Annotated in this window: 21 protein-coding genes; 8 read left to right on the forward strand and 13 right to left on the reverse strand. The window is 38.7% G+C overall.

Annotation, left to right across the window (positions count from 1 at the left end):
- Positions 1-22: 22 nt before the first annotated feature.
- Genes KUI_RS06580 through minE form a run of 5 tightly spaced genes read left to right on the forward strand, consistent with a single transcriptional unit; the run spans position 23 to position 5273 of the window.
- The gene (locus KUI_RS06580; protein WP_014840575.1) at positions 23-1573 is read left to right on the forward strand and encodes an ATP-binding protein; all 1551 of its coding nucleotides are present in this window, start codon (positions 23-25) and stop codon (positions 1571-1573) included.
- A gap of 31 nt (positions 1574-1604) precedes the next feature.
- Entirely contained in the window at positions 1605-3359 is a 1755-nt protein-coding gene (locus tag KUI_RS06585) for a glutamine--tRNA ligase/YqeY domain fusion protein (protein ID WP_013521514.1), read from the forward strand.
- Between the two features lie 11 nt (positions 3360-3370).
- A complete protein-coding gene (gene minC, locus KUI_RS06590) occupies positions 3371-4135 on the forward strand; it encodes a septum site-determining protein MinC (RefSeq protein ID WP_013521515.1) in 765 nt (254 codons plus the stop codon).
- Positions 4136-4181: 46 nt separating this feature from the next.
- Positions 4182-4994, forward strand: a complete 813-nt coding sequence (minD, locus tag KUI_RS06595) for a septum site-determining protein MinD (protein WP_013521516.1) — start codon at positions 4182-4184, stop codon at positions 4992-4994.
- Positions 4995-4997: 3 nt separating this feature from the next.
- Entirely contained in the window at positions 4998-5273 is a 276-nt protein-coding gene (gene minE / locus KUI_RS06600) for a cell division topological specificity factor MinE (protein ID WP_013521517.1), read from the forward strand.
- A 19-nt stretch (positions 5274-5292) separates the two neighbouring features.
- Here the strand turns inward: minE and KUI_RS08180 are convergent, their stop codons facing one another.
- Both KUI_RS08180 and ettA read right to left on the reverse strand, forming a co-directional pair.
- Complete coding sequence (locus tag KUI_RS08180; RefSeq protein ID WP_081482433.1) at positions 5293-5514, reverse strand: tlde1 domain-containing protein; 222 nt, start codon at positions 5512-5514, stop codon at positions 5293-5295.
- 149 nt (positions 5515-5663) lie between these two features.
- Positions 5664-7337, reverse strand: coding sequence for an energy-dependent translational throttle protein EttA (gene ettA, locus KUI_RS06605; protein ID WP_014840576.1), 1674 nt, complete (start codon positions 7335-7337; stop codon positions 5664-5666).
- Between the two features lie 79 nt (positions 7338-7416).
- On the opposite strand from ettA, the gene KUI_RS06610 reads away from it, so the two are divergent.
- Complete coding sequence (locus KUI_RS06610) at positions 7417-7929, forward strand: hypothetical protein (protein WP_013521520.1); 513 nt, start codon at positions 7417-7419, stop codon at positions 7927-7929.
- Positions 7930-7965: 36 nt separating this feature from the next.
- On the opposite strand, the gene KUI_RS08585 is transcribed toward KUI_RS06610, so the two are convergent.
- Together KUI_RS08585 and pdxA are read right to left on the reverse strand one after the other, a co-directional pair.
- Positions 7966-8094, reverse strand: a complete 129-nt coding sequence (locus KUI_RS08585; RefSeq protein ID WP_013521521.1) for a hypothetical protein — start codon at positions 8092-8094, stop codon at positions 7966-7968.
- Between the two features lie 163 nt (positions 8095-8257).
- Positions 8258-9283 carry a 4-hydroxythreonine-4-phosphate dehydrogenase PdxA gene (pdxA, locus tag KUI_RS06615; protein ID WP_014840578.1) on the reverse strand — a complete coding sequence of 342 codons (1026 nt, stop codon included), beginning with the start codon at positions 9281-9283 and terminating at the stop codon, positions 8258-8260.
- A gap of 11 nt (positions 9284-9294) precedes the next feature.
- Here pdxA and uvrA point away from each other — a divergent pair, with 11 nt between their 5' ends.
- Entirely contained in the window at positions 9295-14865 is a 5571-nt protein-coding gene (gene uvrA, locus KUI_RS06620; RefSeq protein WP_013521523.1) for an excinuclease ABC subunit UvrA, read from the forward strand.
- On the opposite strand, the gene KUI_RS06625 is transcribed toward uvrA, so the two are convergent.
- Positions 14840-15628, reverse strand: a complete 789-nt coding sequence (locus tag KUI_RS06625; RefSeq protein WP_013521524.1) for a tRNA threonylcarbamoyladenosine dehydratase — start codon at positions 15626-15628, stop codon at positions 14840-14842. The two genes, uvrA and KUI_RS06625, sit on opposite strands and share 26 nt — an antisense overlap.
- An 88-nt stretch (positions 15629-15716) precedes the next feature.
- Here KUI_RS06625 and pdxH point away from each other — a divergent pair, with 88 nt between their 5' ends.
- Complete coding sequence (gene pdxH / locus KUI_RS06630; RefSeq protein WP_013521525.1) at positions 15717-16349, forward strand: pyridoxamine 5'-phosphate oxidase; 633 nt, start codon at positions 15717-15719, stop codon at positions 16347-16349.
- Between the two features lie 79 nt (positions 16350-16428).
- Here the strand turns inward: pdxH and KUI_RS06635 are convergent, their stop codons facing one another.
- The 8 genes from KUI_RS06635 to KUI_RS06670 form a co-directional block, all read right to left on the reverse strand.
- Positions 16429-17571, reverse strand: coding sequence for a cytochrome-c peroxidase (locus tag KUI_RS06635; protein WP_013521526.1), 1143 nt, complete (start codon positions 17569-17571; stop codon positions 16429-16431).
- A gap of 87 nt (positions 17572-17658) precedes the next feature.
- A complete protein-coding gene (locus KUI_RS06640; RefSeq protein WP_014840579.1) occupies positions 17659-18651 on the reverse strand; it encodes an L-threonylcarbamoyladenylate synthase in 993 nt (330 codons plus the stop codon).
- A complete protein-coding gene (locus KUI_RS06645) occupies positions 18651-19808 on the reverse strand; it encodes a 5-(carboxyamino)imidazole ribonucleotide synthase (RefSeq protein ID WP_013521528.1) in 1158 nt (385 codons plus the stop codon). Before KUI_RS06645 ends, KUI_RS06640 begins: the two co-directional genes overlap by 1 nt.
- Positions 19805-20296, reverse strand: a complete 492-nt coding sequence (purE, locus tag KUI_RS06650; RefSeq protein ID WP_013521529.1) for a 5-(carboxyamino)imidazole ribonucleotide mutase — start codon at positions 20294-20296, stop codon at positions 19805-19807. The genes KUI_RS06645 and purE overlap by 4 nt, the downstream gene beginning before the upstream one ends.
- Before the next feature lie 9 nt (positions 20297-20305).
- Complete coding sequence (locus tag KUI_RS06655) at positions 20306-21196, reverse strand: phosphoribosylaminoimidazolesuccinocarboxamide synthase (protein WP_013521530.1); 891 nt, start codon at positions 21194-21196, stop codon at positions 20306-20308.
- Between the two features lies 1 nt (position 21197).
- Entirely contained in the window at positions 21198-22262 is a 1065-nt protein-coding gene (gene fba, locus KUI_RS06660) for a class II fructose-bisphosphate aldolase (protein WP_013521531.1), read from the reverse strand.
- A gap of 15 nt (positions 22263-22277) precedes the next feature.
- Positions 22278-23087: a carbon-nitrogen hydrolase family protein gene (locus KUI_RS06665; protein WP_013521532.1), complete on the reverse strand. Its 810-nt coding sequence runs from the start codon at positions 23085-23087 to the stop codon at positions 22278-22280.
- A complete protein-coding gene (locus tag KUI_RS06670) occupies positions 23084-24286 on the reverse strand; it encodes a phosphoglycerate kinase (protein WP_013521533.1) in 1203 nt (400 codons plus the stop codon). Before KUI_RS06670 ends, KUI_RS06665 begins: the two co-directional genes overlap by 4 nt.
- Positions 24287-24291: the final 5 nt, after the last annotated feature.

A 24291-nucleotide genomic window follows, 5' to 3' on the forward strand; every position in this document is an offset into this window, starting at 1 on the left:
TTTTTCAGCCCTTTTTTATTTTATGAAGCTTAAACTTTTTTCCTTAAGTATACGTGCACAAATTATTTTTATGACATTTGCAACCATTATTTTGGTGCAGACTGCTATTTTTTATGCTGTAAGTTATCTTAAGGGTGGATTTATTGAGCAGATTGTCTCTTCTCAGGTTTCGAATTCCATAAACGTTATAAGGTCTTCTGTTTTACTTTTACCACCAAATAGAAGGGCTGAATTTGTGCGTCAAGCATCTAATGGTAAGTGGTCCTTATGGTCCAGAGAACTGCCACAGGACACACAAATCGTTTGTAATAGCAAATTGGAATGTAAGATATTCCCCTACCATCCAGATCAGTTTATACCTAGCCATATGAATCGCCCAAGTTTCATGCAACAAATTTTTCCAAGCATAGGGGATTTTAGTTTTTTATTTGAGGACGATAAAACATTCAGAAATAGAATCCTAAGTGAATCTAAAAAAATGGCGGAACCAAACTCTATAACAACCCTAGATAAAATTCCAAGAAACTTTAGACAGGATTTAGTAAAGCTTATACGAAATATAAATGAATCTTTGGACGACGGGACCCGAGTAGGCTTATCACAAAGTGACAACGTTCCAATTCTATATATATCACTACAACCACAGTTTAACCCTTACAACAACACATTAATTAAAGAATGGCTTGTCATTCCTATTGAAGATATAGAGCCACCTAATATCAGTTGGATTTATATGCTTTGGATTGGGCTTACAAGTTTGCTATTGCTTGGGTCTGGTTGGTATGCATGGAGAATTACTGCCCCTCTTACCCGCCTTACTCATGCCGCTGACAGACTGGGCAAGGGTGAGTATACAACTGTTGTACCAGCTGGACCACTTGAAACTAAATTACTTGGTTTACATTTTAATAAGATGGTAAAGGCGTTGGACCAAGCAAAAACCGTTCAACATACGATGTTAGCTGGATTACCACATGATTTAAAAGGACCACTTGCTCGTATGCGTTTAAGGCTTGAGATGTCTGAAGACGACCCAATCAAAAAGGGCATGCTTAACGATGTTCAAGAGATGCAGAGTATTATCGAGCAATTTATTACATATGTACGTGGAGCGGATCCTAGTCGCTACAGTTTTATTGATTTAAACCTAAATCAATGGGTTGATGAGCGAGTAAATGCTTGGCATGAGACTACACCAGATATAATTTTGGGTTCATTGCCAGAGGAAAGATTATTTGTTAAGGGTGATACCTTAGCATTGGCCAGACTTATAGATAATCTAATTTCAAATGCTTTAAAACATGGAGCTCCTCCAGTAGAAATCTCTCTTAAAAAAGAAGGTAAGAAAGCAGTTATATCAGTTTCAGACCATGGCAAAGGAATACCCGAAGACAGAAGAGCTGAGGCAGTACAAGCATTTGCTAGACTTGACTCAGCCAGAACAAAAACTGGAAGTGTTGGTTTGGGGTTGGCTCTTGTTGAAGCAATTGTTAATGCACATAAAGGTGAACTTAAACTTGCAGATGCTCCAGAAGGAGGTTTGCTAGTAAATATATATATACCGCTTATATAATATTAGGTTGTATTTTACTTATTGACCTAATATGTCTATCCAAGAAGAGGCTTTAGCCCCAAACTTTCTGAAAAACCTCATTGAATCTAATCTTAAAGATAATCTATATAAAGATAAACGCTGGGCAGGTAAACCAGGACCTGCTTCTATTCAGAATGAGGCTCCTTTGGATCAGGCAAAAATTAGAACTAGATTTCCACCAGAGCCTAATGGTTATCTTCACCTAGGACATGCTAAAAGCATAATAATAAATTTTGGCTTAGCTGAAGAATACGGAGGTGTGTGTCATTTAAGGTTTGATGACACCAATCCTGAAAAAGAAGATACTGAATACGTCGAAGCCATAAAAGACTCTGTTAAATGGCTAGGATACGATTGGGAAAAAGACGGGGAAAGTAATCTTTATTATGCTAGCGATTATTTTGATTACTTTTATGATTTTGCCACTGCGTTAATTAAAAATGGAGATGCGTATATTGATGAACAAACACCTGAAGAAATGCGCATAAACCGTGGAACCTTAACTGAAGCAGGTAAGGATTCACCATGGAGAAATCGCCCTATTGAGGAATCTCTCGATTTATTCACACGAATGAAAGACGGGGAGTTTCCAGATGGAAGCTACGCACTAAGAGCAAAAGTTGATATGGCATCCCCAAACATAAACATGAGAGATCCTGTTATATATAGAATCAAACATGCACATCATCACAGAACTGGAGACAAATGGTGCATATATCCTATGTACACTTTTGCCCATCCGATAGAGGATGCTCTTGAAGGTATAACTCACAGTTTTTGTACATTGGAATTTGAGGATCAACGTCCGTTTTATGAATGGCTATTGGATAAATTGGAATCCTTGGGCCTTTTAAGACACCCTCTTCCAAAACAAACCGAGTTTTCTCGGCTTAATGTACAGCACATCGTAACAAGCAAACGTAAATTACTCAACTTAGTTGAAAAAGGTATAGTTGATGGCTGGGATGATCCAAGAATGCCTACCATCGCTGGTTTGCGCCGTCGTGGTTACACCCCAAATAGTATTCACCTATTTATTAAAAGATTGGGTGTGTCTAAATCTGACTCGTTTATAGACTATAAATTGCTTGAACAGGCTTTGCGTGATGACCTCGATCCCATTGCTCCTCGTGCAGTAGCAGTTCTTGACCCTATTAAATTAGTGATAAATAACGTACCCGAGGACTTTGAGGAGCATTGCCACGCACCTATAAATCCTCATGCTCCCGAAGCTGGAAATCGCGAATTTATGCTTACAAAGGAGTTGTGGATCGAACGTGAAGATTTTATGGAGGAACCACCTAAGAAGTACTTTAGGTTGTTTGTCGGTAATAAAGTTCGTCTTAAATATGGCTATATTGTTGAATGCACTGGATTTTTAAAAGATTCTGGTGGCAATGTATCCGAGGTCTACGTTGATTTAATTCCAGATACCAAAAGTGGTACTTCTGGCTCATCTTCTATTAAAGTTAAGGGAAATATTACTTGGGTTAGCACCAAATATGCCCTACCAGCTCAAATCAATTTATACGACAGGCTATTTACAGAAGCTTCACCTGATAGTGGCGGAAAAGATTATATGGATTACATAAATCCAAATTCTTTGAAAGTTGTCAATGGTTGGTTGGAGCCAGGTATAGACACTAATCCTGGAAATATATGGCAGTTCGAACGACTGGGTTATTTTATTGCGGATCCTAGTAGTACTTCTGAAAAAGGTATAATTAATCGCAGCGTTACTCTTAAAGACTCATGGGTTGGCTAAGTTGGTGATTTATGGCGGTAAACACTCGAATTCTAGAATTTAAAAATGTAAATTTACTCACACTACGTTTAATACTAAGAAGCACTGATTTTCTTAGTATTGAACAAAATTTAAACGATTTTCTTTCTACTCCTAATGGTCAGCTTTTACACGGAGAAAATATCGTTATAGATGCATATGCCTTATTTCAGCCTATAACGTGGTCAAAATTAGTTGAGTTGCTAGCTAGATATAAGATTAGTGTAATTGGTATCTTTACTAATAAAGGATTGAAACCTAGTATTGAGGATGCAGGATTTAAGTTTATTGAATTGCCAAACTCCTCTAAGGAGACCTCTTCAGCCAGCATCCAATCTAATGAAGCACCCAAACCTGAAGTATCTTCAGTAAAAACCGAACAAAAACCTGTAGTTCCACAACCCATTGCCTCATCAAAACTTTCACAAAATCTTATTATTGAGCGTCAATTAAGATCAGGTGAGCGGGTGTATGCCGAAGGCGGTGATTTAGTTGTAATTGGAGATGTTAGTGCCGGTGCTGAAATTATCGCAGACGGTAATATTCATGTTTACGGTCATTTAAATGGTCGTGCAGTTGCAGGAGCTAAGGGTGATACAGAAGCTAAAATTTTTACTACACATCTGAATCCTAGCTTAGTTGCAATTGCTGGATTTTATAGATTGTTTGATGGGGATTTTAAAACCGATGCCCTAGGTAAGGCGGCTGTTGTAAGCTTACTGGGAGAAACATTGCAGTTCAACCCCCTTCGCATGTAAATTAGGTTAAGATAAAGTAATTATAAATAAATTAGAGGATACTTTAATGACACGTGTAATAGTAGTAACTTCTGGAAAAGGTGGTGTTGGTAAAACCACTACCAGTGCGAGCTTCTCCACTGGTTTAGCTATGCGCGGCCATAAAACTGCCGTTATCGACTTTGACGTCGGCTTGCGTAATCTTGATTTGATTATGGGCTGTGAGCGTCGTGTTGTATATGATTTTATTAATGTAATCCAAGGTGATGCTACTCTTACTCAAGCCCTAATTAAAGATAAAAAATTTGATAATCTTTATGTTCTTGCTGCCTCACAAACCCGCGATAAAGATGCACTTACTAAAGAGGGTGTCGAAAAAGTTATCAACGAACTTAAAGAACAAGGGTTTGAATATATTGTTTGTGATTCTCCGGCTGGGATTGAAACTGGTGCAAACTTAGCGATGTATTTTGCTGACGATGCTTTGATTGTTAGTAACCCAGAAATTTCCTCATTACGTGACTCAGACCGTATGATTGGTATTTTGCAATCTAAGTCTGCACGTGCAGAAAATGGATTAGAGCCTATTAATAATTTCCTAGTCGTAACTCGTTACAATCCAGAACGCGTAGTTGCAGGTGAGATGTTCTCTTTGGATGATATAAAAGACTTTCTTAATATCCCTATTAAAGGCGTAATTCCAGAATCTAAAGATATACTAGATGCTTCAAACACTGGTGTACCAGTTATTCTAAATGAAAATAGTGATAGTGGACGGGCATATGCTGATTTGGTTGACCGCTATTTAGGAAAGGACCTTCCATTCCGCTTTACTGATTATCAAAAACCTGGCTTCTTTAAGAAACTTTTCGGAGGTTAGGTTATGGCTTTATTTGATTATTTTTTCGGTCAAAAGAAACGCAGTACTGACATAGGAAGAGAACGTTTAAAACTAATCTTAGTAAGAGATCGCGAAGCTACTGGAGGAACTGAAGCTAAAGCTGATTTCCTACCTCAACTACAAAAGGAATTGATTGAAGTTATTTCTAAATACATCAAAGTTAATCCAGAGGATATTAAGGTTTCACTTGATAGGCAGGATTCTCTGGAAGTATTAGAAGTTAAGATTGAAATGGATCCAGATTCGCTAAATAAATAATTAAAGTGAATTGCTAACATTAGGGGTGGATTAAATAGTCCACCCCTAAGCTTTTTCCTAGATTGAAATCTATAATATGGAAATGCAATACATAAAAATCACTCAAATTTAAGAGAGTTATACATCCCCAAGATTCGCCTGCACCTACACTTAGGTATAATCTGAAGAGACTTCTAACTTGTGAATTATAAATAGTTTGGTCATCTAACTTTTCGTCGATCCTAAGTAAAGCAAACCACATATTTTTGAGAGATGGAGTTTGTGTGTTATTAAATATCTGTTAGGAGCCCCTGTTAAATTTAAATCGCAAACAAGCATAGTTCCCAAACAATATAAAATCAAATTTGATTCTAACATTCAAAAATTTAACAGGCTTTACAAAATTCTCAACTACTTCAATGCCTTATATCTAATACGTTTTGGTTGCACACCTGCCTCACCTAAACGACGTTTCTTGTCTGCTTCGTATTCTTGATAATTTCCATCAAAAAATACCACTTGCGAATCGCCTTCAAAAGCAAGTATATGGGTGGCAATGCGATCGAGAAACCATCTATCATGACTAATCACCAAAATACATCCTGCAAACTCAAGCAAAGCATCCTCAAGTGCACGAAGTGTTTCAACATCCAAATCATTTGATGGTTCGTCGAGCAAGAGGACATTGCCACCTTTTAGAAGGGTTTTAGCCATATGCAGACGCCCCCGCTCACCGCCTGACAAAGTTCCAACTTGCTTGTTTTGGTCGGAACCTTTGAAATTAAATCTGCCCAAATAAGCACGTGAAGGCATTTCAAATTTACCCACTGTTAACAAATCAGCACCATCTGAAACGAACTCAAAAACCGTTTTAGAATCGGCAAGCCCATCACGAGACTGGTCCACGAAGCTCATGTTAACGGTCTGACCAATTTTTATTTCTCCAGAATCAGGCTTTTCAACACCTGCAATCATGCGGAAAAGCGTAGATTTACCAGCTCCGTTAGGACCAATTATCCCAACAATAGCACCAGGAGGCACTTTAAAACTTAGATTATCAATCAGTAGACGATCACCATAGGATTTTGTGACATTATTGAACTCAATGACCTCATTACCCAAACGCTCAGCAACTGGTATAAATATTTCCTGCGTCTCATTTCGTTTTTGATAATCATAGGAAGATAGTTCTTCAAATCGAGCAAGACGGGCTTTAGATTTAGCTTGTCGACCTTTAGGATTTTGTCGCACCCATTCAAGCTCTTTTTGGATTGTGCGTTGACGTGCTGACTCTTGTGCCTCCTCTTGTTTAAGACGGTTCTCCTTCTGCTCAAGCCATGAACTGTAGTTCCCCTTCCAAGGTATCCCATATCCGCGGTCGAGCTCCAGAATCCATTCGGCAGCATTGTCCAAGAAATAGCGATCATGCGTAACAGCAACAACTGTGCCTGGGAACTTCTGCAAATACTGTTCCAACCAGTCAACACTTTCGGCATCTAAGTGGTTCGTAGGTTCGTCAAGCAATAGCATATCTGGCTTCGATAAAAGAAGTGCACACAAAGCCACGCGTCGCTTTTCACCTCCTGACAGATTCCCAATCACCGCATCCCAGGGTGGCAATCTCAAGGCATCCGCCGCAATCTCCATCTGGTGTTCAATATCATCAGCACCTGAGCTTGCGGCCGCAGATATTATGGCCTCCAGCTCAGCCTGCTCTGCCGCCAGTTTATCGAAATCTGCATCAGGGTCTGCATACTCTTGATACACTTCATCCAAACGCTTCCTCGCAGCAAAGACTGCACCTAGTCCCTGTTCAACTGCTTCTCGTACGGTATGTTCTGGGTTCAGTTGTGGCTCCTGGGGAAGATAACCAATATTTAAATCGGCCATAGGCACAGCTTCGCCTTCAATCTCCTTATCTTCACCCGCCATAATCTTAAGCAATGTGGACTTACCTGATCCATTTAGCCCAAGAACACCAATCTTAGCTCCTGGAAAGAAAGACAAAGAAATATCACGCAAAATTTGCTTCTTAGGTGGAACAATTTTCCCTACCCTATTCATTGTGAAAACGTACTGTGCCATGCTCAACCATTCAAAAAAAATAAATCTATTTTAAGCCATATCCTATAATAGAAATTCATCAAAATACTGCGAGGAACCTATGAAAAAATTCTCTTCTACAGAAGTAATCTTATTAGAAAAGGCTTGCGACTCATTAAGTGGAGAGCTAGGGAAAGTTGTTCTTGCAGAAATCGATGAGACTGAGGAGGGTTATGAATGGGTCGCTTTCGCCATTCCTCTTGAAACCACCGACAATCCTGATGAGTATGATGCTGTCATGCAAATAGGAGGTCCAAATGCCCGCCTAATTGGTAGCTCATCTTTAAACAAAGAATTCACAGAATCACCCTACGCTGCGACATTTATTGCAGGCATTCAAATTGGAGAACCTCCTCTTAGATTTACACGAATAGATGCTTCAGGTGATGAGGTTGATTGGTCAAATGATTTAGAAGGTTTATTGCCTTATGATTTTGTGGTGGCAATGACCCCTTTAGCAGAGGATGATGATATCGAGGAATGGGTAGAGATTTCTAAGATTCAGGATGCAATTGATAATCCTACGAACCTGATTTCACATTTAAATTTGGATAAAAAAAATGACTCCAAATAATGGAGTCACTTTCACGAAAATCCTAATTTTTAATAATTAAGCTTTCTTAACTTTTTCAAGCATCTTAAAAGTGCCTTTTGAAGAACCTACAAAAAGTCTTTTAAGTGCTTTACCTAGGCAACGACGCTCTAGAGTATTACGGCGATTACGCTTAATCTCAGCCATAAATACACCCTCATAAAAATTCAATTAAAACAATCATTTAACCACAAAAATACATATAAATCAATAGCTTTATACTTTATATGACGCATTTCAGATTGTAAATTGAAACGTGCTAAAAATAAGCCCTATAGCTTTATGCTCTCTCAGTCGCATGCTCAGTTACTCAACCACGCCCAGCATCCAATAAGGCCTTCCGATTGACCATCTCCAAAGCCAACTCATAAGCTGTTCTTAAAGACCTCTCGTCCGCGATTCCTTTGCCAGCAATATCGTAGCCCGTACCATGATCAACACTGGTCCTAATAAACTTACACCCTGCTGTTATATTTACACCCTTATCTAATCCTAAATATTTAACTGGTATAAGAGCTTGGTCGTGATACATAGCAACAACAAAATCAAACTCCCCTTTACGTGCTCTCATAAATACTGTATCAGGTGGGAGTGGGCCATAAACTTGAGTCGACGATTCGCGAAATGTAGCTATTACTGGCTCAATTATTTCTATCTCCTCATTTCCGAACTTTCCATGTTCTCCAGCGTGAGGATTTAAGCCAGCGACAGCAATTCTAGGGTTGTCAAATCCCAAAAGAGAAGCACATTGATGTGCATTTTCTAAGGCAATACAAACAGACTCCATAGTTATATGCTTAGGCACTTCAGATAAGGGAATGTGGTCAGAAACAAGAACTGTGCGAAGCTCATCATTCAAAAGTACCATACTCACATGCGATGTTTTTTCTGTATATTTATCTAACACTTCTGTGTGCCCCGCATAATCATGTCCGCCAAGTTTCCAAGCATGCTTATTAATTGGGGCGGTCACTATTGCCGATATTTTTCCTTCATCCGCATAATCTACAGCTTTTTGAAATGCTTGAAAACTTACATCTCCACCATACGCAGAAGCAACTCCAAACTCAAAAACTCCATCCGCATTTGAATTGCACTGATAAACAGGAATTTCATTTTGGCAATGCTCCTGAACATCTCCTATCTCATGTATTAATTTGAATTTAACATCTACATATCCAAGGCGTGAGGCGTACGTTTCAAGACATTTCATATCCCCAAAAACAATGGCTTTATGCGAAAGTGGTTGCCTAAAAAGTTTTATAATTATTTCTGGTCCAATACCTGCAGGATCGCCCATCGTAATACCAATTGGTGGGATATTTTCTCTACTCATTTCTCTACTCTATGACTTCAAAAATTCAAATCTTCGGTGCTAAGCAAAATCATTTAAAAAATCTCGATGTACAAATTAACACTGGGGAAATTACCGTAATCACTGGTGTATCTGGCTCGGGAAAAAGTTCATTAGCTTTCGATACATTATACGCAGAAGGTCAGAGAAAATATGTAGAAACATTTTCACCATATGCCCGTCAGTTTTTGGATCGCATGGATAAACCGCAGGTGGAGAGGATTGAGGGGATATTGCCAGCCATAGCGATAAATCAAACTAATCCAGTTCGAAATTCACGTAGCTCAGTAGGCACTATGACTGAGTTAAATGACTTAATTAAATTGTTATATCACCATGCTGGAATATTGCACTGTCGTTGTTGTGGACGAGTTGTAGAGCGGTTTAACGCAGAATCGATTTTAAAAAATCTTTCAAAAAATATACGATCTAATGAGTCAAAATTAGTTGTCACCTTTGCTGTAAAAATACCAAAAAATTTCACACAGGATGAAATTGAGCAATATCTTTCTCATCAAGGTTATGGTCGAATTCAAAGAGAGCAATCTCTTGAAGATGACTCTGGGGAAAAGACACTTTTTGTTATACAGGATAGATTTAAGTTAGCGAGAGTTGCAAAATCACGTGTTTATGAGGCTATTGAAACTGCTTCTCGTTTTGGACATGGAAAAATTTATATATTTGAATTATTTTCAAGTGAAGATGGGACTGACTATGAATTAGTACATCCATTTAGCGATCAACTCAGATGCGACCACTGCAATATATCGTATTCTGAAGTTACACCCTCACATTTCTCTTTCAATTCTCCAGCTGGTGCATGTGAGACATGTCGTGGGTTTGGACGTACTATGGGCATTGATTACAACCTAGTAATACCTGACAAAACTAAATCCCTAGCACAAGGTGCTATTAAGCCATTTCAAACCGCCACTGGAAATGAATGCCAAAAGGAGCTAATAAAATATGCCTCAAAAGCAAAAGTACGCACCGACATCCCATTCAAAGACTTAAGCCCAACTGAGCAATCTTGGGTTATCAATGGAGATCCTGATTTTGCCTTTACACAAAAAGACTGGAGAACCAAATGGTATGGCGTTGCCGCTTTCTTTAAGCACTTAGAGTCTAAATCTTATAAAGTACACGTACGCGTACTTCTATCAAAATATCGTACATATAATACCTGCCATTTTTGTAATGGATCGAGATTAAAACCTGATTCAACGTTATGGAGAATTGGCGAACAAAAAGGCACTTCAATAAAAAATTACGATCGATTCATGCCTGTAGAAGCCAAGTGGTCTAAAAAGCAATTGGACGATATGCCTGGCCTTTGCATTCATGATTTAATGCGTCTTTCCATAGCGGATTTAGAAAAATTTTTCGATACAGAAAAATTCGAGGCTCCTGAGCTCAAATTAGTAATTGACGAAATCAAAGTTAGAGTTCGTTATCTTAATCGAGTTGGTCTTTCCTATTTATCTCTTGACCGACAAAGTCGCACTCTTTCAGGAGGTGAAGTTCAACGAATCAATCTTACAACAGCTTTGGGTACTTCCCTTACAAATACATTGTTCGTCCTGGATGAACCATCTATTGGCCTCCACCCTCATGACACAAATCAAATTATAGATGTTATGCAAGGTCTTAAAAAAAGTGGCAATACCCTTGTTGTAGTCGAACACGACCCACAAATAATGTATTGTGCTGATAGAGTTTTGGATATGGGACCAGGGCCAGGAGAACGTGGTGGAGAAATTGTTTTCGATGGCACTCCAAATGAATTAAAAAATTCTAATTCTCTAACAGGCAAATACCTTGCAAATGTTCTTCGTGTAGAAGCTCCAAAACCAATGAAGGTTTCTAAAAACACACCACGATTAGTTCTTAGTGGAGCACGTGCAAATAATCTTAAAAATCTCGATGTGGAATTTCCATTAAATCGTTTAGTTTGCATTACTGGAGTTTCAGGGTCTGGCAAATCATCCTTGGTCCAAAATGTGCTCTTCCCTGCATTGCTTGAACATTTCCAAAAACCAAATTCATCAGCTGGAAATTTTGATTCTCTACTTGGTGCAGAGATGCTTTCAGACGTGATTATGGTAGATCAGTCACCTATAGCGAAAACAACTCGATCTAACCCTGCAAGTCATGTTGGGGCCTATGATGCAATTAGGAAAATATTTGCTGAGACGGATATGGCTAAGGAACGTGGGTACACTTCTGGAACCTTTAGTTTTAATAGTGGTAATGGGCGTTGTCCAACATGCCAAGGCACGGGCTATGAATATGTAGAAATGCAGTTTCTGTCAGACGTTTATCTTAAATGCCCTGATTGCAATGGTAGGCGTTTTAAACAGGAAATTCTAGAAAATTATGTTGAACATTTAGGTCGTAAAGCAAATATTGCCGACGTGTTGGAAATGACAGTAAACGAGGCACTAGTTTTTTTCAAGGGCATGCGAGAAGTATGTTCACGGTTGCAACCTTTGGTGGATGTTGGATTGGATTATTTAGCTCTGGGACAACCTGTACCTACACTTTCTGGAGGTGAGTCACAACGTTTGAAATTAGCAGGGCATCTAGTTAAAGCCTCAAATTCCAAAGCTAAAACAAAGGGGATCATGTTTTTATTTGATGAGCCCACAACTGGTTTGCACTTTCACGATATATCAAAATTAATGGGTTCATTTAGAAAACTACTCGAAGCAGGTCATTCCATAATCATTATTGAACACAACTTGGATGTAATCCGTGCTTCCGACTGGATAATTGATTTAGGACCTGCTGGTGGAATTGAAGGTGGTCATATCGTAGAATCTGGTTCGCCTGAGGATATAAAAAAGAACAAAAAATCTTTAACTGGTATTGCCCTCATTGACTATGAAGAAGCGACATCTGCAAAATACACAAATGCTTTGTTTGATAAATCCAAAGAACTTAAATACAAATTTGAAACAGCACCTAAAGAAATATCAATTCAAAACGCTTACGAGCATAATTTAAAAAATGTATCCGTAAAAATCCCACATAATAAATTTACAGTTATCACAGGAGTTTCTGGATCAGGAAAATCAACTCTTGCATTTGATATTTTATTTAACGAGGGTCAAAGAAGATATTTAGAATCCCTAAATGCTTACGCCCGTTCATATGTTAAACCTGCAGGAAAACCTGATGTAGATGCTATATACGGAATACCACCCACTGTAGCAATAGAACAGAGAACAAGTCGTGGTGGAAGAAAATCAACTGTAGGTACCATGACCGAAATTCACCATTTTTTACGACTTTTATATCAAAAACTTGGAACCCAATACTGCCCTTCATGTGACGTGCCTGTCGAAGCCTTTAGCACAGAACAAATTGAAGAAATGGTTTGGTCAAAATATAAAAATAAGAACATAACTTTTCTAGCTACATTAGTCTCCAAAAGAAAGGGCTACTACACAGATTTAGCTAAATGGGCAAAAAAATCAAGATTCGAAACTTTAAGAGTCGATGGTAAAGAAATTCCAGTACACCCATGGCCTAGACTAGATAGATATATTGATCACACAATTGAACTTCCAGTATTTAGTGGAAAATTAAGTACAAAATCAATATTTTCGACTGCTTTGGAAACGGCCCTCCAGCATGGCAAAGGTGCTTTTAGTATTTTAGATAAGGACGGTGGGCAAAATTTCTATTCAACCAAAAGAGCTTGCCCTCTTTGCAATACCGCATTCCCCGAACCAGACCCTCGTATGTTTTCATATAACTCATCCCAAGGGTGGTGCCCTGATTGTATGGGCACAGGATTAATTAACGATATTGCATTTAATGAAATTGAGAACAACGAATCCCTCGAATCCGATGCTATACAAAATGTAGATTATGATTATTTAGGAGTTTGCCGAAATTGCAATGGGGCTAGGCTCAATAGCATTGCCAGAGCATTTAAATGGAAAGAAAAATCGATTACGCAATTAAGCAAATTATCGATTGACAAAGCTTATGATTTTTTTACTGCAATAGACTTAGATAAACGTGAGCAAACCATTGGACGTGACATATTAAGAGAAATAAATTCAAGATTGGAATTTATGAAATCCGTAGGTTTGGATTATCTGTCGCTCAACAGATCCGCACCTACTCTTTCTGGTGGTGAGGCTCAAAGGATACGACTTGCTGCTCAATTAGGGTCAAATTTGCAAGGTGTTTGTTATGTTTTAGATGAACCCACTATTGGTCTACATCCAAGAGACAACCGAGTGCTATTGAAATCACTAAAAAAACTTGAGTCTAATGGCAATACTCTAGTCGTCGTGGAACATGATGATGACACGATAAAATCCGCTGAACATATTATCGATGTGGGACCTGGGGCAGGTGTGCGTGGAGGGAAAATCATTGCCCAAGGCACATATGATGAAATATTAAAAAATAAAAATTCAGTAACTGGACATTATTTAGCAAACCCACTAAAACATGATTTTTCTAGTCGCCTAGACTCTAAGTCACAAGCAGATATGCTTTCAATTGAAGGTGCGAACTTACACAATATTCATGATATAGACCTACAGATTCCTGTTGGCTGTTTGACCGTTGTAACAGGAGTTTCTGGCTCTGGAAAATCGACACTTGCACGAGAAATTCTTTTAACGAATGTTAAAGAAGCTATTGCCAACATAAAAAATCCTAGAAACATTGAATGGAAAAATATTCATAAACTTGATGGATGGGAGAAACTAACAAGAGTTTTAGAAGTTGACCAAACGCCAATCGGTAAGACCCCTCGCTCTTGTCCTGCTACTTACGTTGGATTTTGGGATGAAATTCGAAAACTTTTTGCTCAATCTACGGAAGCTAAAATGCGGGGATGGACGGCTTCACGTTTTTCCTTTAATACAGGCAAAGGGCGTTGCTTGATTTGTGAAGGTCAAGGTATGCGAACTGTTGAAATGAATTTTCTTCCCGACGTTAAGGTTCAATGTGAGGCTTGTAGTGGAATGAGATTTAATTCTGATACGCTTGCAGTTAAAGTGCGTGATAAAAGCATTGGCGATGTGCTTAAGATGGACATTGATGAGGCGATTCCTTTTTTTGAAAATCATCCAAAGATTTTGCGTCCGTTAATGCTTCTACAGGATGTGGGGCTTGGATACTTAACATTGGGGCAACCGTCACCTACTCTTTCAGGAGGGGAAGCTCAGCGAATCAAACTAGTTACTGAATTAGTTAAGGCACGCATGGATGAAGGCGTTACTAAAACTGGGAGAGCATCTGTACGTGCACATACATTGTACGTGCTAGATGAGCCGACGGTTGGTTTATCCATGGCTGATGTTGAGAAATTAATTATTGTATTGCACCGACTTGTAGATAGCGGAAATACTGTGGTTGTGATTGAGCATAACTTAGATGTGATGGCAGAGGCTGATTGGATTGTCGATATGGGTCCCGAGGGAGGAGATCGTGGGGGTCGTGTAGTTTATAGTGGGACACCTTCCAAAATGCTAAAAACCAAAGGTCATACAGCCAAAGTTTTAAATGAACTTAAATCACAATCCCGTGCTTCTTAATTATAATTTCTAAGGCAATCTGGGCAAGTGCAAACCCCATAGTTCCCGTTATAGAAACTAATGATCCGTAACCAGCACATGAAAGACCCTGAGGGGAATTGCGATTTGCCCATAGGCTAGGCATCATCGCTTTTTGTCTAAACCAAACCGTTTGAAATCCCATGTTCTGATTACGATAGAATTCAGAGCTTGATGGAAAACCGTGTTCTTTTCTAAGAATATCTCTGACTCTTTTTAAGAGATTATCGTTCTGAACATGGGCTATATCACTGGTTTGTAGGGAGAACACATCTGTTTTACCGCCAGCACCGCCAGCCATTAGAAGCGGAATTTGTACCCTTTCACAGGCGAGGGCAATTGCAACCTTTACGCGAGCCTCGTCTATGCAATCGATAAAAATATCAGGCTTTTGGGTGGCAATGATTTCTTCTACATTTTGAGTGGTAAAAAAATCGTCAATTAAATTAAATTTACAATCAGGCTGAACTTCAAGCAATCGGTCTTTCAAAGCCTCTATCTTTGCCAACCCCAAAGTACTATCTAAAGCATGAACTTGTCTGTTTATATTTGATTCAGCTATATGATCCATGTCGACCATAGTGATTTTGCCTACTCCAGAACGCACTAAAGATTCAACACACCATGATCCAACACCTCCCACTCCAGCTACAAGAACATGGGAATTCTTAAAGGCTTTAATGCCTTCATTGCCATAAATTCTTTCTACGCTTGTTAACCTTCTTGGAGTCTGAAAATCCTGCATATTATTCCTAACTTAAGTGATTCTAAATTTTAACAACGAGAGTAGGTGCATGCATTAAAATTAGATGTTAGCTTAAGAGGATAATAATATGTCTATTGCAGATTTAAGGGAAAATTACGATAAATTTAGTTTGGATGAAAGCGAAATCTCAGATAATCCCTTTGAGCAGTTTACAAAATGGTTTGAGGATGCGAAAAGTGAAGGTGGATTGGAACCCAATGCAATGACGGTTTCAACAGTTAGTGCTCAGGGAGAACCAAGTGCAAGAGTTTGTTTGCTGAAAGGATTTAGTGAAGAAGGTTTTGTATTTTTTACTAATTATTTATCGCGTAAAGGACACGAACTGTCACGTAATCCATATTGTTGCCTACTTTTCTTTTGGATGCATCAGCAGCGCCAAGTTAGGATAAATGGTATGGTAGAGCAAATTAGTGAAACGGAGTCTACTCAATACTTTGAATCAAGACCACATGGATCCAAAATTGGTGCATGGGCTTCGGAACAAAGTCAAGTCGTTACAAAAGAAACTCTACAAGAGCGGTTTGCTCAGTATGAAGACAAGTATCCAGATGTAGTACCTAAACCTCCGCATTGGGGTGGCTATCTTGTAGTACCGCATCAAATAGAATTTTGGCAGGGACGTCCTTCAAGACTTCACGATAGGATAACATTTGTTAGACAGGAAAATGGCACTTGGAAAATGTACCGATTAGCCCCTTAAAACCTCCTTTCTCACAAAATTTTCCCCAAAAAAAGGACCCGCAATCAAGCGGGTCATAAGGGGGATTAATTCTTATTAATTAGGCTTTAGGAGCTTCTACCTTTTTTTCTTCCATTTTAGGCTTTTCAACAGGCATAGTTGCTTTTCTATCATCACCCTGTGGAGCTACCATAGGTTTAGCATCCTCTTTTTTATCTTCAGCTTTCGCCATTTCTGCCCATGGATTTGGACGAGGGGTAGCATCACTTGAAGGAGGAATGATTGGAAGTTTAAGGTCAGGCTGGTCACCAGTTAAAGTTTTTAAGAAAGCAACTATATTAGCGTTTTCTTCATCAGTGAATTTTTTACCTAACTGTAAACGACCCATAGTTTCTACAGCTTGTTTTAGAGTGTTAGCTGCACCATCGTGGAAGTACGGATAAGTTAATTCAACATTACGTAGAGTAGGAACTTTAAACATCATACGGTCAATATCTTGACCAGTAACACCTGCACGACCAGCAGATGCATTATCTGTTACGTATACGTCAACTACACCCATTTTTTGGAATGTAGAACCGCCTACCGCAGCCCCGTTATGGCAAGCCACGCATCCTGCATCCCTGAAAGTCAAGTATCCTTGAAGTTCTTGATCAGTGATAGCATCTTCTTTACCAGATAACCACTGGTCAAAGCGAGAATTAGGAGTAACTAATGTATCTTCAAAAGTAGCGATAGCTTTAGTAACTTGGTCGATATCTATTTTTTCTTTTCCGTAAACTTTTTTGAACTCTTCAACATATTGAGGAATAGAGTTTAAAAGACCAACAGCTAAATCGTGAGTGAATGCCATCTCCCCAGGGTTTGCAATCGGACCTCCAGCTTGCTCTTTTAAGTCTTTTGCACGACCATCCCAGAACTGAACAAAATTTAAAGTAGAGTTAAGAACTGTAGGAGCATTAATAGGTCCTTGCTGCCACTTATCGCCGATGGATGTCTGAAGGTTATCAGTACCGCCCATAGAAAGGTTATGACAAGAGTTACAGGAAATAAACCCTGAACGTGATAGACGTGGATCGAAATATAATTTTGCACCTAAATCTACTTCTGCTTGATTTTCAACTTTAGCTGCTTTAATTGGTTCAATCAATTCATTATCTGGTTTGTATCTTTCGGCAGCAATTGCACTTGAAGCAAAAGCTGCGACCATACAGGTAACTAAAAGCTTAGACGCAAATTTCATATATCCTCCACTAAAATATTAGATGTTTACATCTGATATTACACTTATTTCAGATTGTATATGTTGATATAAATCAGATAAATGCGTTTATTTATAAGTGGCCAAGGCACGATTCATTCGGTCTCTGACAGCATCCCATTCTGCATCCAAAGGAAGCGATTCAAGAAGAATTAAATCCATATTTTGTGATTCAATTTTTCTAAGTGTTTCATATATTTTTGAGGCGTATTCTGTTGAAAGAGATGGTAGTTTGTAACAAATTACATCAATCTCATTGAGTATGTCGTAATGATTATTTGAGTGATATATGATTGCTACTTTTTTATGTTTTAAATGATTAATAAAATCTAAATTAGAGATATCATCTAAGGGATAAATTGGAATTTTTGGTGCGTAATGGGACTTTAAACTACCAGATACAACAGGAGCCGAAATGTCCTTATCTTTAGGTTCTACGCCCAAAACTTTATAAATATCTTTTTTTGTAATATGCCCTGGTCTTAGAATAACTGGTCCTATTTTTGGTCTTGATAGATCAAGAATCGTAGATTCTATGCCTACTTCAGAAGATCCCCCGTCTATAAAATAAATATTATCTGAGGGAAATTCATCTTTCACATGCTCGTTTTTTGTAGGTGAAACATGTCCAAATAGATTAGCCGACGGTGCAACTATTCCTGCATTGTTTTTGAGTTTTGAAAATTCAAGCAAAACAGCCTGAGCAATTGGATGGTTAGGCGATCTAATAGCAACTGTACTCTGCCCACCAGTAATATAATCTGGTACATTTTGACTTTTTGGAAGTACTAATGTGAGCGGACCTGGCCAAAACGCCTTAATTAATTTTTTCGCATCATCTGGAATCTCAGAACACCAGAAATTTAAATCTGCATCTTTGTGTACATGAACAATTAAGGGATGATTAGTCGGTCTGCCTTTAACCGAATATATTCTCTCTACTGCATCCTTATTCAAGGCATCAGCCCCAAGACCATAAACTGTTTCTGTTGGCAGTGCCACAAGCCCCCCATCTAATAAGTAAAGAGCAGCTTGCTTTATAGTAGTATCAGAAAATTGCATTAAAGTTTAAGTATTTCGGCTACTTTTTTAGCAGTTTCACGAACCTTATGAGAGTCTTTCAACATAATAGTTACGTGCCCCATTTTTCTACCTCGTCTTGCTTCTTTTTTACCGTAAAGATGCAAATTAACTCCTGGCAATGTCAAAATCTCCGCCCAAGATGGCTCAATTGGATAGCTCTCATCAGCTGACTCCAAAAACCATGCATCACCCAATAAATTAAGCATAATTACAGGCTGAATCAATTGCGTATCTCCTAGAGGAAGATCAGCCAATATCCTAGCTTGCTGTTCAAACTGACTGCAAGTACAAGCCTCGATTGAAAAATGCCCACTATTATGAGGTCTAGGGGCAATTTCGTTTACGTATATACTTCCATCTTCAAGCCAAAATAACTCTACGCACAAAACTCCAACATAATTTAATTTTTTGGCTATTTCTGTGGCAATGCCTCCCACCTCTTCTTTAATGCTATCTGAAAACGAATGCAGACCAACCTCAGACATGTGCAATATGCCGTTTTTATGAGTATTTACTGAAATGGGGAATGTTTTTATATCCCCATATTTATTTCTAGCCAATACAATAGAAAGTTCCATCTTGAGATTTAGCTTTTTCTCAAGAACACAGGGTTTATGACCTAATTGCTCATAAGCCTTTTTAAGCTCATCCATATTAGTAACTTGAATCTGACCTTTACCGTCATAACCCAAAGAGGCAATTTTTAAAATACCAGGAAACAAGTTAGAAAAGTCTATGGTTTCTAAATCCTCTGGGCTTTTTAAAGCCACATAAGGAGCTAAGCCCAAGTCCAGGGATTTAACAAAGGATTTTTCCCTGATTCTATCTTGAACAATTTCTACAGCACTAGCACTTGGCGAAACCAAATCAACAGTCTCGATGTTTGAGAGAAATTTTAGTGTTTCAGAGGGGACATTTTCAAATTCTGTGCTTATGTTGGAAGTTAAAGTAGCAAAATTTTCTAGGGATTCTTTGTCATCATATGGTGCAAAAATCTCATATTCAGCTATAGAGCCTGCTGGACTTTCTAATTCGGGACTGAACACAACAACTTCATATCCAAGCCTATGAGCTGCTTGGGTAAACATCCTACCAAGCTGACCACCACCCAAAATACCAAGACGTTTTACGTTCATAATGGAAGCTCCATAGATCGTGCTTTGGATGTTTGATTATCCCTATACTTAATTAATTTATCTCTTAAGGAAGAATCAGTCATAGCCAAGTTGGCAATTGCATGTAAAGCAGCATTGATAGCACCAGACTCACCTATAGCAAATGTACCAACAGGTATCCCCTTTGGCATCTGCACTATTGAAAGCAAGGAATCCTCGCCTTTTAAATATTTTGAAGGTACTGGCACTCCAAAAACAGGTACTTCACTTAGAGCAGCCAACATTCCAGGTAAATGAGCAGCTCCGCCAGCCCCAGCAATTATTGCCCTAAAACCATTGTCATATGCTGTTGATCCAAATTCAGCCATATCATATGGCATACGATGGGCTGAAATTACCTTCGCCTCATAAGGGACTTCAAATTCACGCAATATATTGACCGCATTTTGCATGATATCCCAATCACTATTGCTACCCATAATAACAGCGACTTTATAACTAGCACTCATAAACAACCCCTATAAATAAGGATTTTTACCAGTAAATCTATCAAGCACTTCCTTATATTTAGCTGCAGTCTTTTGAATAACATCTTCAGGTAAACGAGGTGCAGGTGCTTTTTTATCCCAATCTTGTGATTCAAGCCAATCACGAACAAATTGTTTGTCAAATGATGGAGGGTTTGTACCTTCTTTGTACTGGTCTGCAGGCCAAAAACGAGAAGAATCAGGTGTTAAAACTTCATCCATTAGATGTAAAGTGCCCTGGTCATCCAAACCAAATTCAAATTTTGTATCTGCAATAATTAAACCCTTAAGTTTTGCAATTTGACTTGCAGCTTTGTATAGATCAATAGAAGCCTCTCTAATATCTTCTGCTAAATTTTCCCCTATCAGTTTAGCCATATAATCAAACCCAATATTTTCATCGTGTTTACCAGGTTCCGCTTTTTCTGCAGGAGTAAAAATAGGTTCGTTTAGTTCTGAAGCTAACTCTAAACCCTTAGGTAGGTGTATGCCACAGATTGCACCATTTTCTTGGTAATCCTTCCATCCAGAACCAATAATATAACCTCTAACTACGGCCTCAACTAATATTGGTTTTAGCTTTTTAACAACCATGCCACGACCCGCAACTTGATCAATTTCATCCTTAGCTACAACCTCTTCTGGAAGTATGCCAGTAGCATGATTAGGCATGATTCCACCCAACTTTTCAAGCCAAAACTCTGTCAAAGATGTTAGTACCATACCCTTATTTGGAATAGGATCATCAAGAACAACGTCAAAGGCAGAAATTCTATCAGTGGCAATAATAAGCAACTTATCATCATCCACTTGATACATATCTCTAACTTTGCCTCGGCTTACGAGCGGAAGGGACTTTATTGAAGATTCATACATTGCCATATTAATTCACCTTTTGTACAAGTTCACCACTTGCGTATTTTTGAGCCATTTCAGAAAGCTCAACGGGTTTGATTTTAGAGGCATTGCCAGCTGTACCGAAAGCCTCGTATCTTGATATACATAATTGTTTTGCAGCTTCACGGGCTGGTTTGTTAAATTCACGAGGATCAAATTTGGATGGATTCTCATAAAGGAATTTTCTAACAGCAGCCGTCATAGCCAATCGTATGTCTGTGTCGATATTTACTTTACGGACACCATACTTAATGGCTTCCTGTATCTCTTCTACAGGCACACCATAAGTTTCTTTCATATCACCGCCATACATTCGAATTTGCTCAAGATACTCTTGAGGCACGCTTGAAGAGCCATGCATCACGATATGAGTATTTGGAAGTCTTGCGTTAATTTCCTTGATTCTTTGGATTGATAGTATGTCACCCGTAGGTTTGCGTGTGAACTTATAAGCACCATGGCTTGTACCAATCGCAATTGCTAAGGCATCAACTTGCGTAGCTTTAACAAATTCAGCAGCTTGCTCAGGGTCAGTAAGAAGCTGATCGCGAGTAAGTGTACCCTCTGCACCATGCCCGTCTTCTTTATCGCCTTTCATTGTTTCTAAGGAGCCCAGCACACCTAATTCTCCCTCTACAGAAACACCTATAGCATGTGCCATCTGAACAACTTCGCGAGTCGTCTCAACGTTATATTCATAAGTGGCAATGGTTTTGCCGTCAGGCATAAGAGATCCATCCATCATCACGCTTGTAAAACCAAGATTTATAGCACCTCTGCAAACTTCAGGGGATTGTCCATGGTCCTGATGCATAACAATTGGAATTTCAGGATATGCTTCTACTGCAGCCTGAATCAAATGCTTTAAAAAAGGCTCGCCAGCATATTTACGTGCACCTGCAGAAGCCTGCATAATTACGGGGCTGTTAGTTTCTTTTGCTGCTTCCATAATAGCTTGAACTTGCTCAAGATTATTTACGTTGAATGCAGGTATTCCGTATCCATTTTCTGCGGCATGATCAAGAAGCTGTCTCAATGAAACCAATGCCATATAGTTCTCCTTTATTTATGTAAGTCTGCGATTTGCAAGACAAGGTACGAGCTGTCTAACTTTATTAAGTCTATCTGAATTTATCTCGCTTACGATGACACCTTCTTCATCACCGCATCCATTAATTATAAAACCCAGCGGATCAATAATCATGCTAAGTCCTACGCCTTTTGGTCTAGTTTGTCCGCTTGCTAAAACGTAAGATGTATTTTCTATCGCCCTAGCTCTCAAAAGGATTTCCCAATGAGTCTCCTTAAATGCTCCAGTCACCCAATTAGCACTTACAGAAAGAACGTTAGCTCCTAATTCAATAAGTGCACGGGCTAATTCTGGAAAGCGCAAGTCATAACAATTGATTAGTCCAATTTTAAATTCTTTGATATTAAAAATACCAAAATGAGAGCTGTCCTCTTGCAATGTTGCAGGTCTGACCTTGTCCGACTCCTTAAATGAAAAGGCATCATACACATGGATTTTTGAATAATCGACTATTTGTAATCCATTTGGGTCGATTACTAGAAGATGATTTTCTATGCGAGAGTCATCTTCTATAGAACTATTAGAAAGTACACCAACAATTGTGTACATATTAAATTCTTTAGAAAATGCTTTTATCTCTTCAATAAATCTAGGCGTTTCTTCTTTAGCTAGTTTCTTAAGTACCTCTAATTCAGATGCAAAAGAACACATTGAAGCTTCAGGCAAAACAATTAACTCAGCATTTTGCTGAGCTGCACTCTCATATAAGCATTTTATTTTTTTAATATTTAAATCAATATCATTGGTAGCTGGAAATTGCCCAACAGCAACTTTTAATACACTCATTGTTTTGTATATCTTTCTTTTAGAATTTCAACAGCTGGAAGACCTTTACCTTCCAGGAATTCAAGAAAGGCCCCTCCACCAGTGGATATATAGTCAATTCCATTAGCCACGTCAAATTGGGCAATGGCTGCCAAAGTATCACCACCACCTGCAATTGAAAATGCACTAGATTGTGCAATAGCACTAGCAACTCTTTCCGTACCTTTAGAAAATGCAGGAAATTCAAATACACCTATAGGTCCATTCCAAACAATAGTACCCGCCCTACTAATGATATCGCACAACTTATCAACGCTCTGAACGCCTAAATCCATGATCATATCGTCTTCTGAGACATCAGAAATATTTTTAGGAATAGCTGGACTTTCAATTGAAAATTCATTTCCAACAACTACATCTACAGGAATAGGCACAGAAGCAGAATGCTTTTCTAAGTTCTCAATAATCGACTTAGCTTGTGAAACTTGGTCAGGTTCAGATAGCGATTTTCCAATATTATGACCTGTAGCAAGCATAAATGTGTTGGCAATACCGCCTCCAACTATCAGTTGATCTACCATATGTGAAAGGGATTCCAACACACTTAATTTTGTAGAAACCTTAGATCCTCCAACAACGGCTAGAAGTGGTCGTTTGGGATTTTCAAGGGCTTTTCCGAGTGCTTCGAGTTCAGCTTCCATCAATGGTCCTGCACAAGCCATATCCACAAATTTAGCAATACCATGAGTGGAGGCTTGAGCTCTGTGAGCAGTACCAAAAGCATCATTTACAAAGATATCGCAAAGGTGTGCCATTTTTTTTGCAAGTATATCGTCATTAGATTTTTCACCCACATTAAAGCGACAATTTTCTAAAAGCACAACTTGACCTGGCTTTACATCAACCCCGTCAACCCAATCTTTTACGAGTTTGACTTCCTGACCTAAAAGTAATGACATATGGTTGGCAATAGGCTTTAGCGAGTCATCTTCAGAATATTCACCCTCATTAGGTCTTCCAAGATGAGATGTAACCATAACAGCAGCACCCGCATCTAAAGCCATTTTTATACCAGGAAGGGATGATTTAATCCTGGTGTCTTCGGTTATCTGTTTGTTAGGACCGAGTGGTACATTGAGATCTGAGCGGAAAAAGACCTTTTTATCTTTCAAAAGCCCTTGTTCAACAAGCTCTCTAAGAGTTAGTAATGATAGTGACATAATAT

Origin of the sequence: Taylorella equigenitalis ATCC 35865 (assembly GCF_000276685.1) — a bacterium.
GTDB lineage: Bacteria > Pseudomonadota > Gammaproteobacteria > Burkholderiales > Burkholderiaceae_B > Taylorella > Taylorella equigenitalis.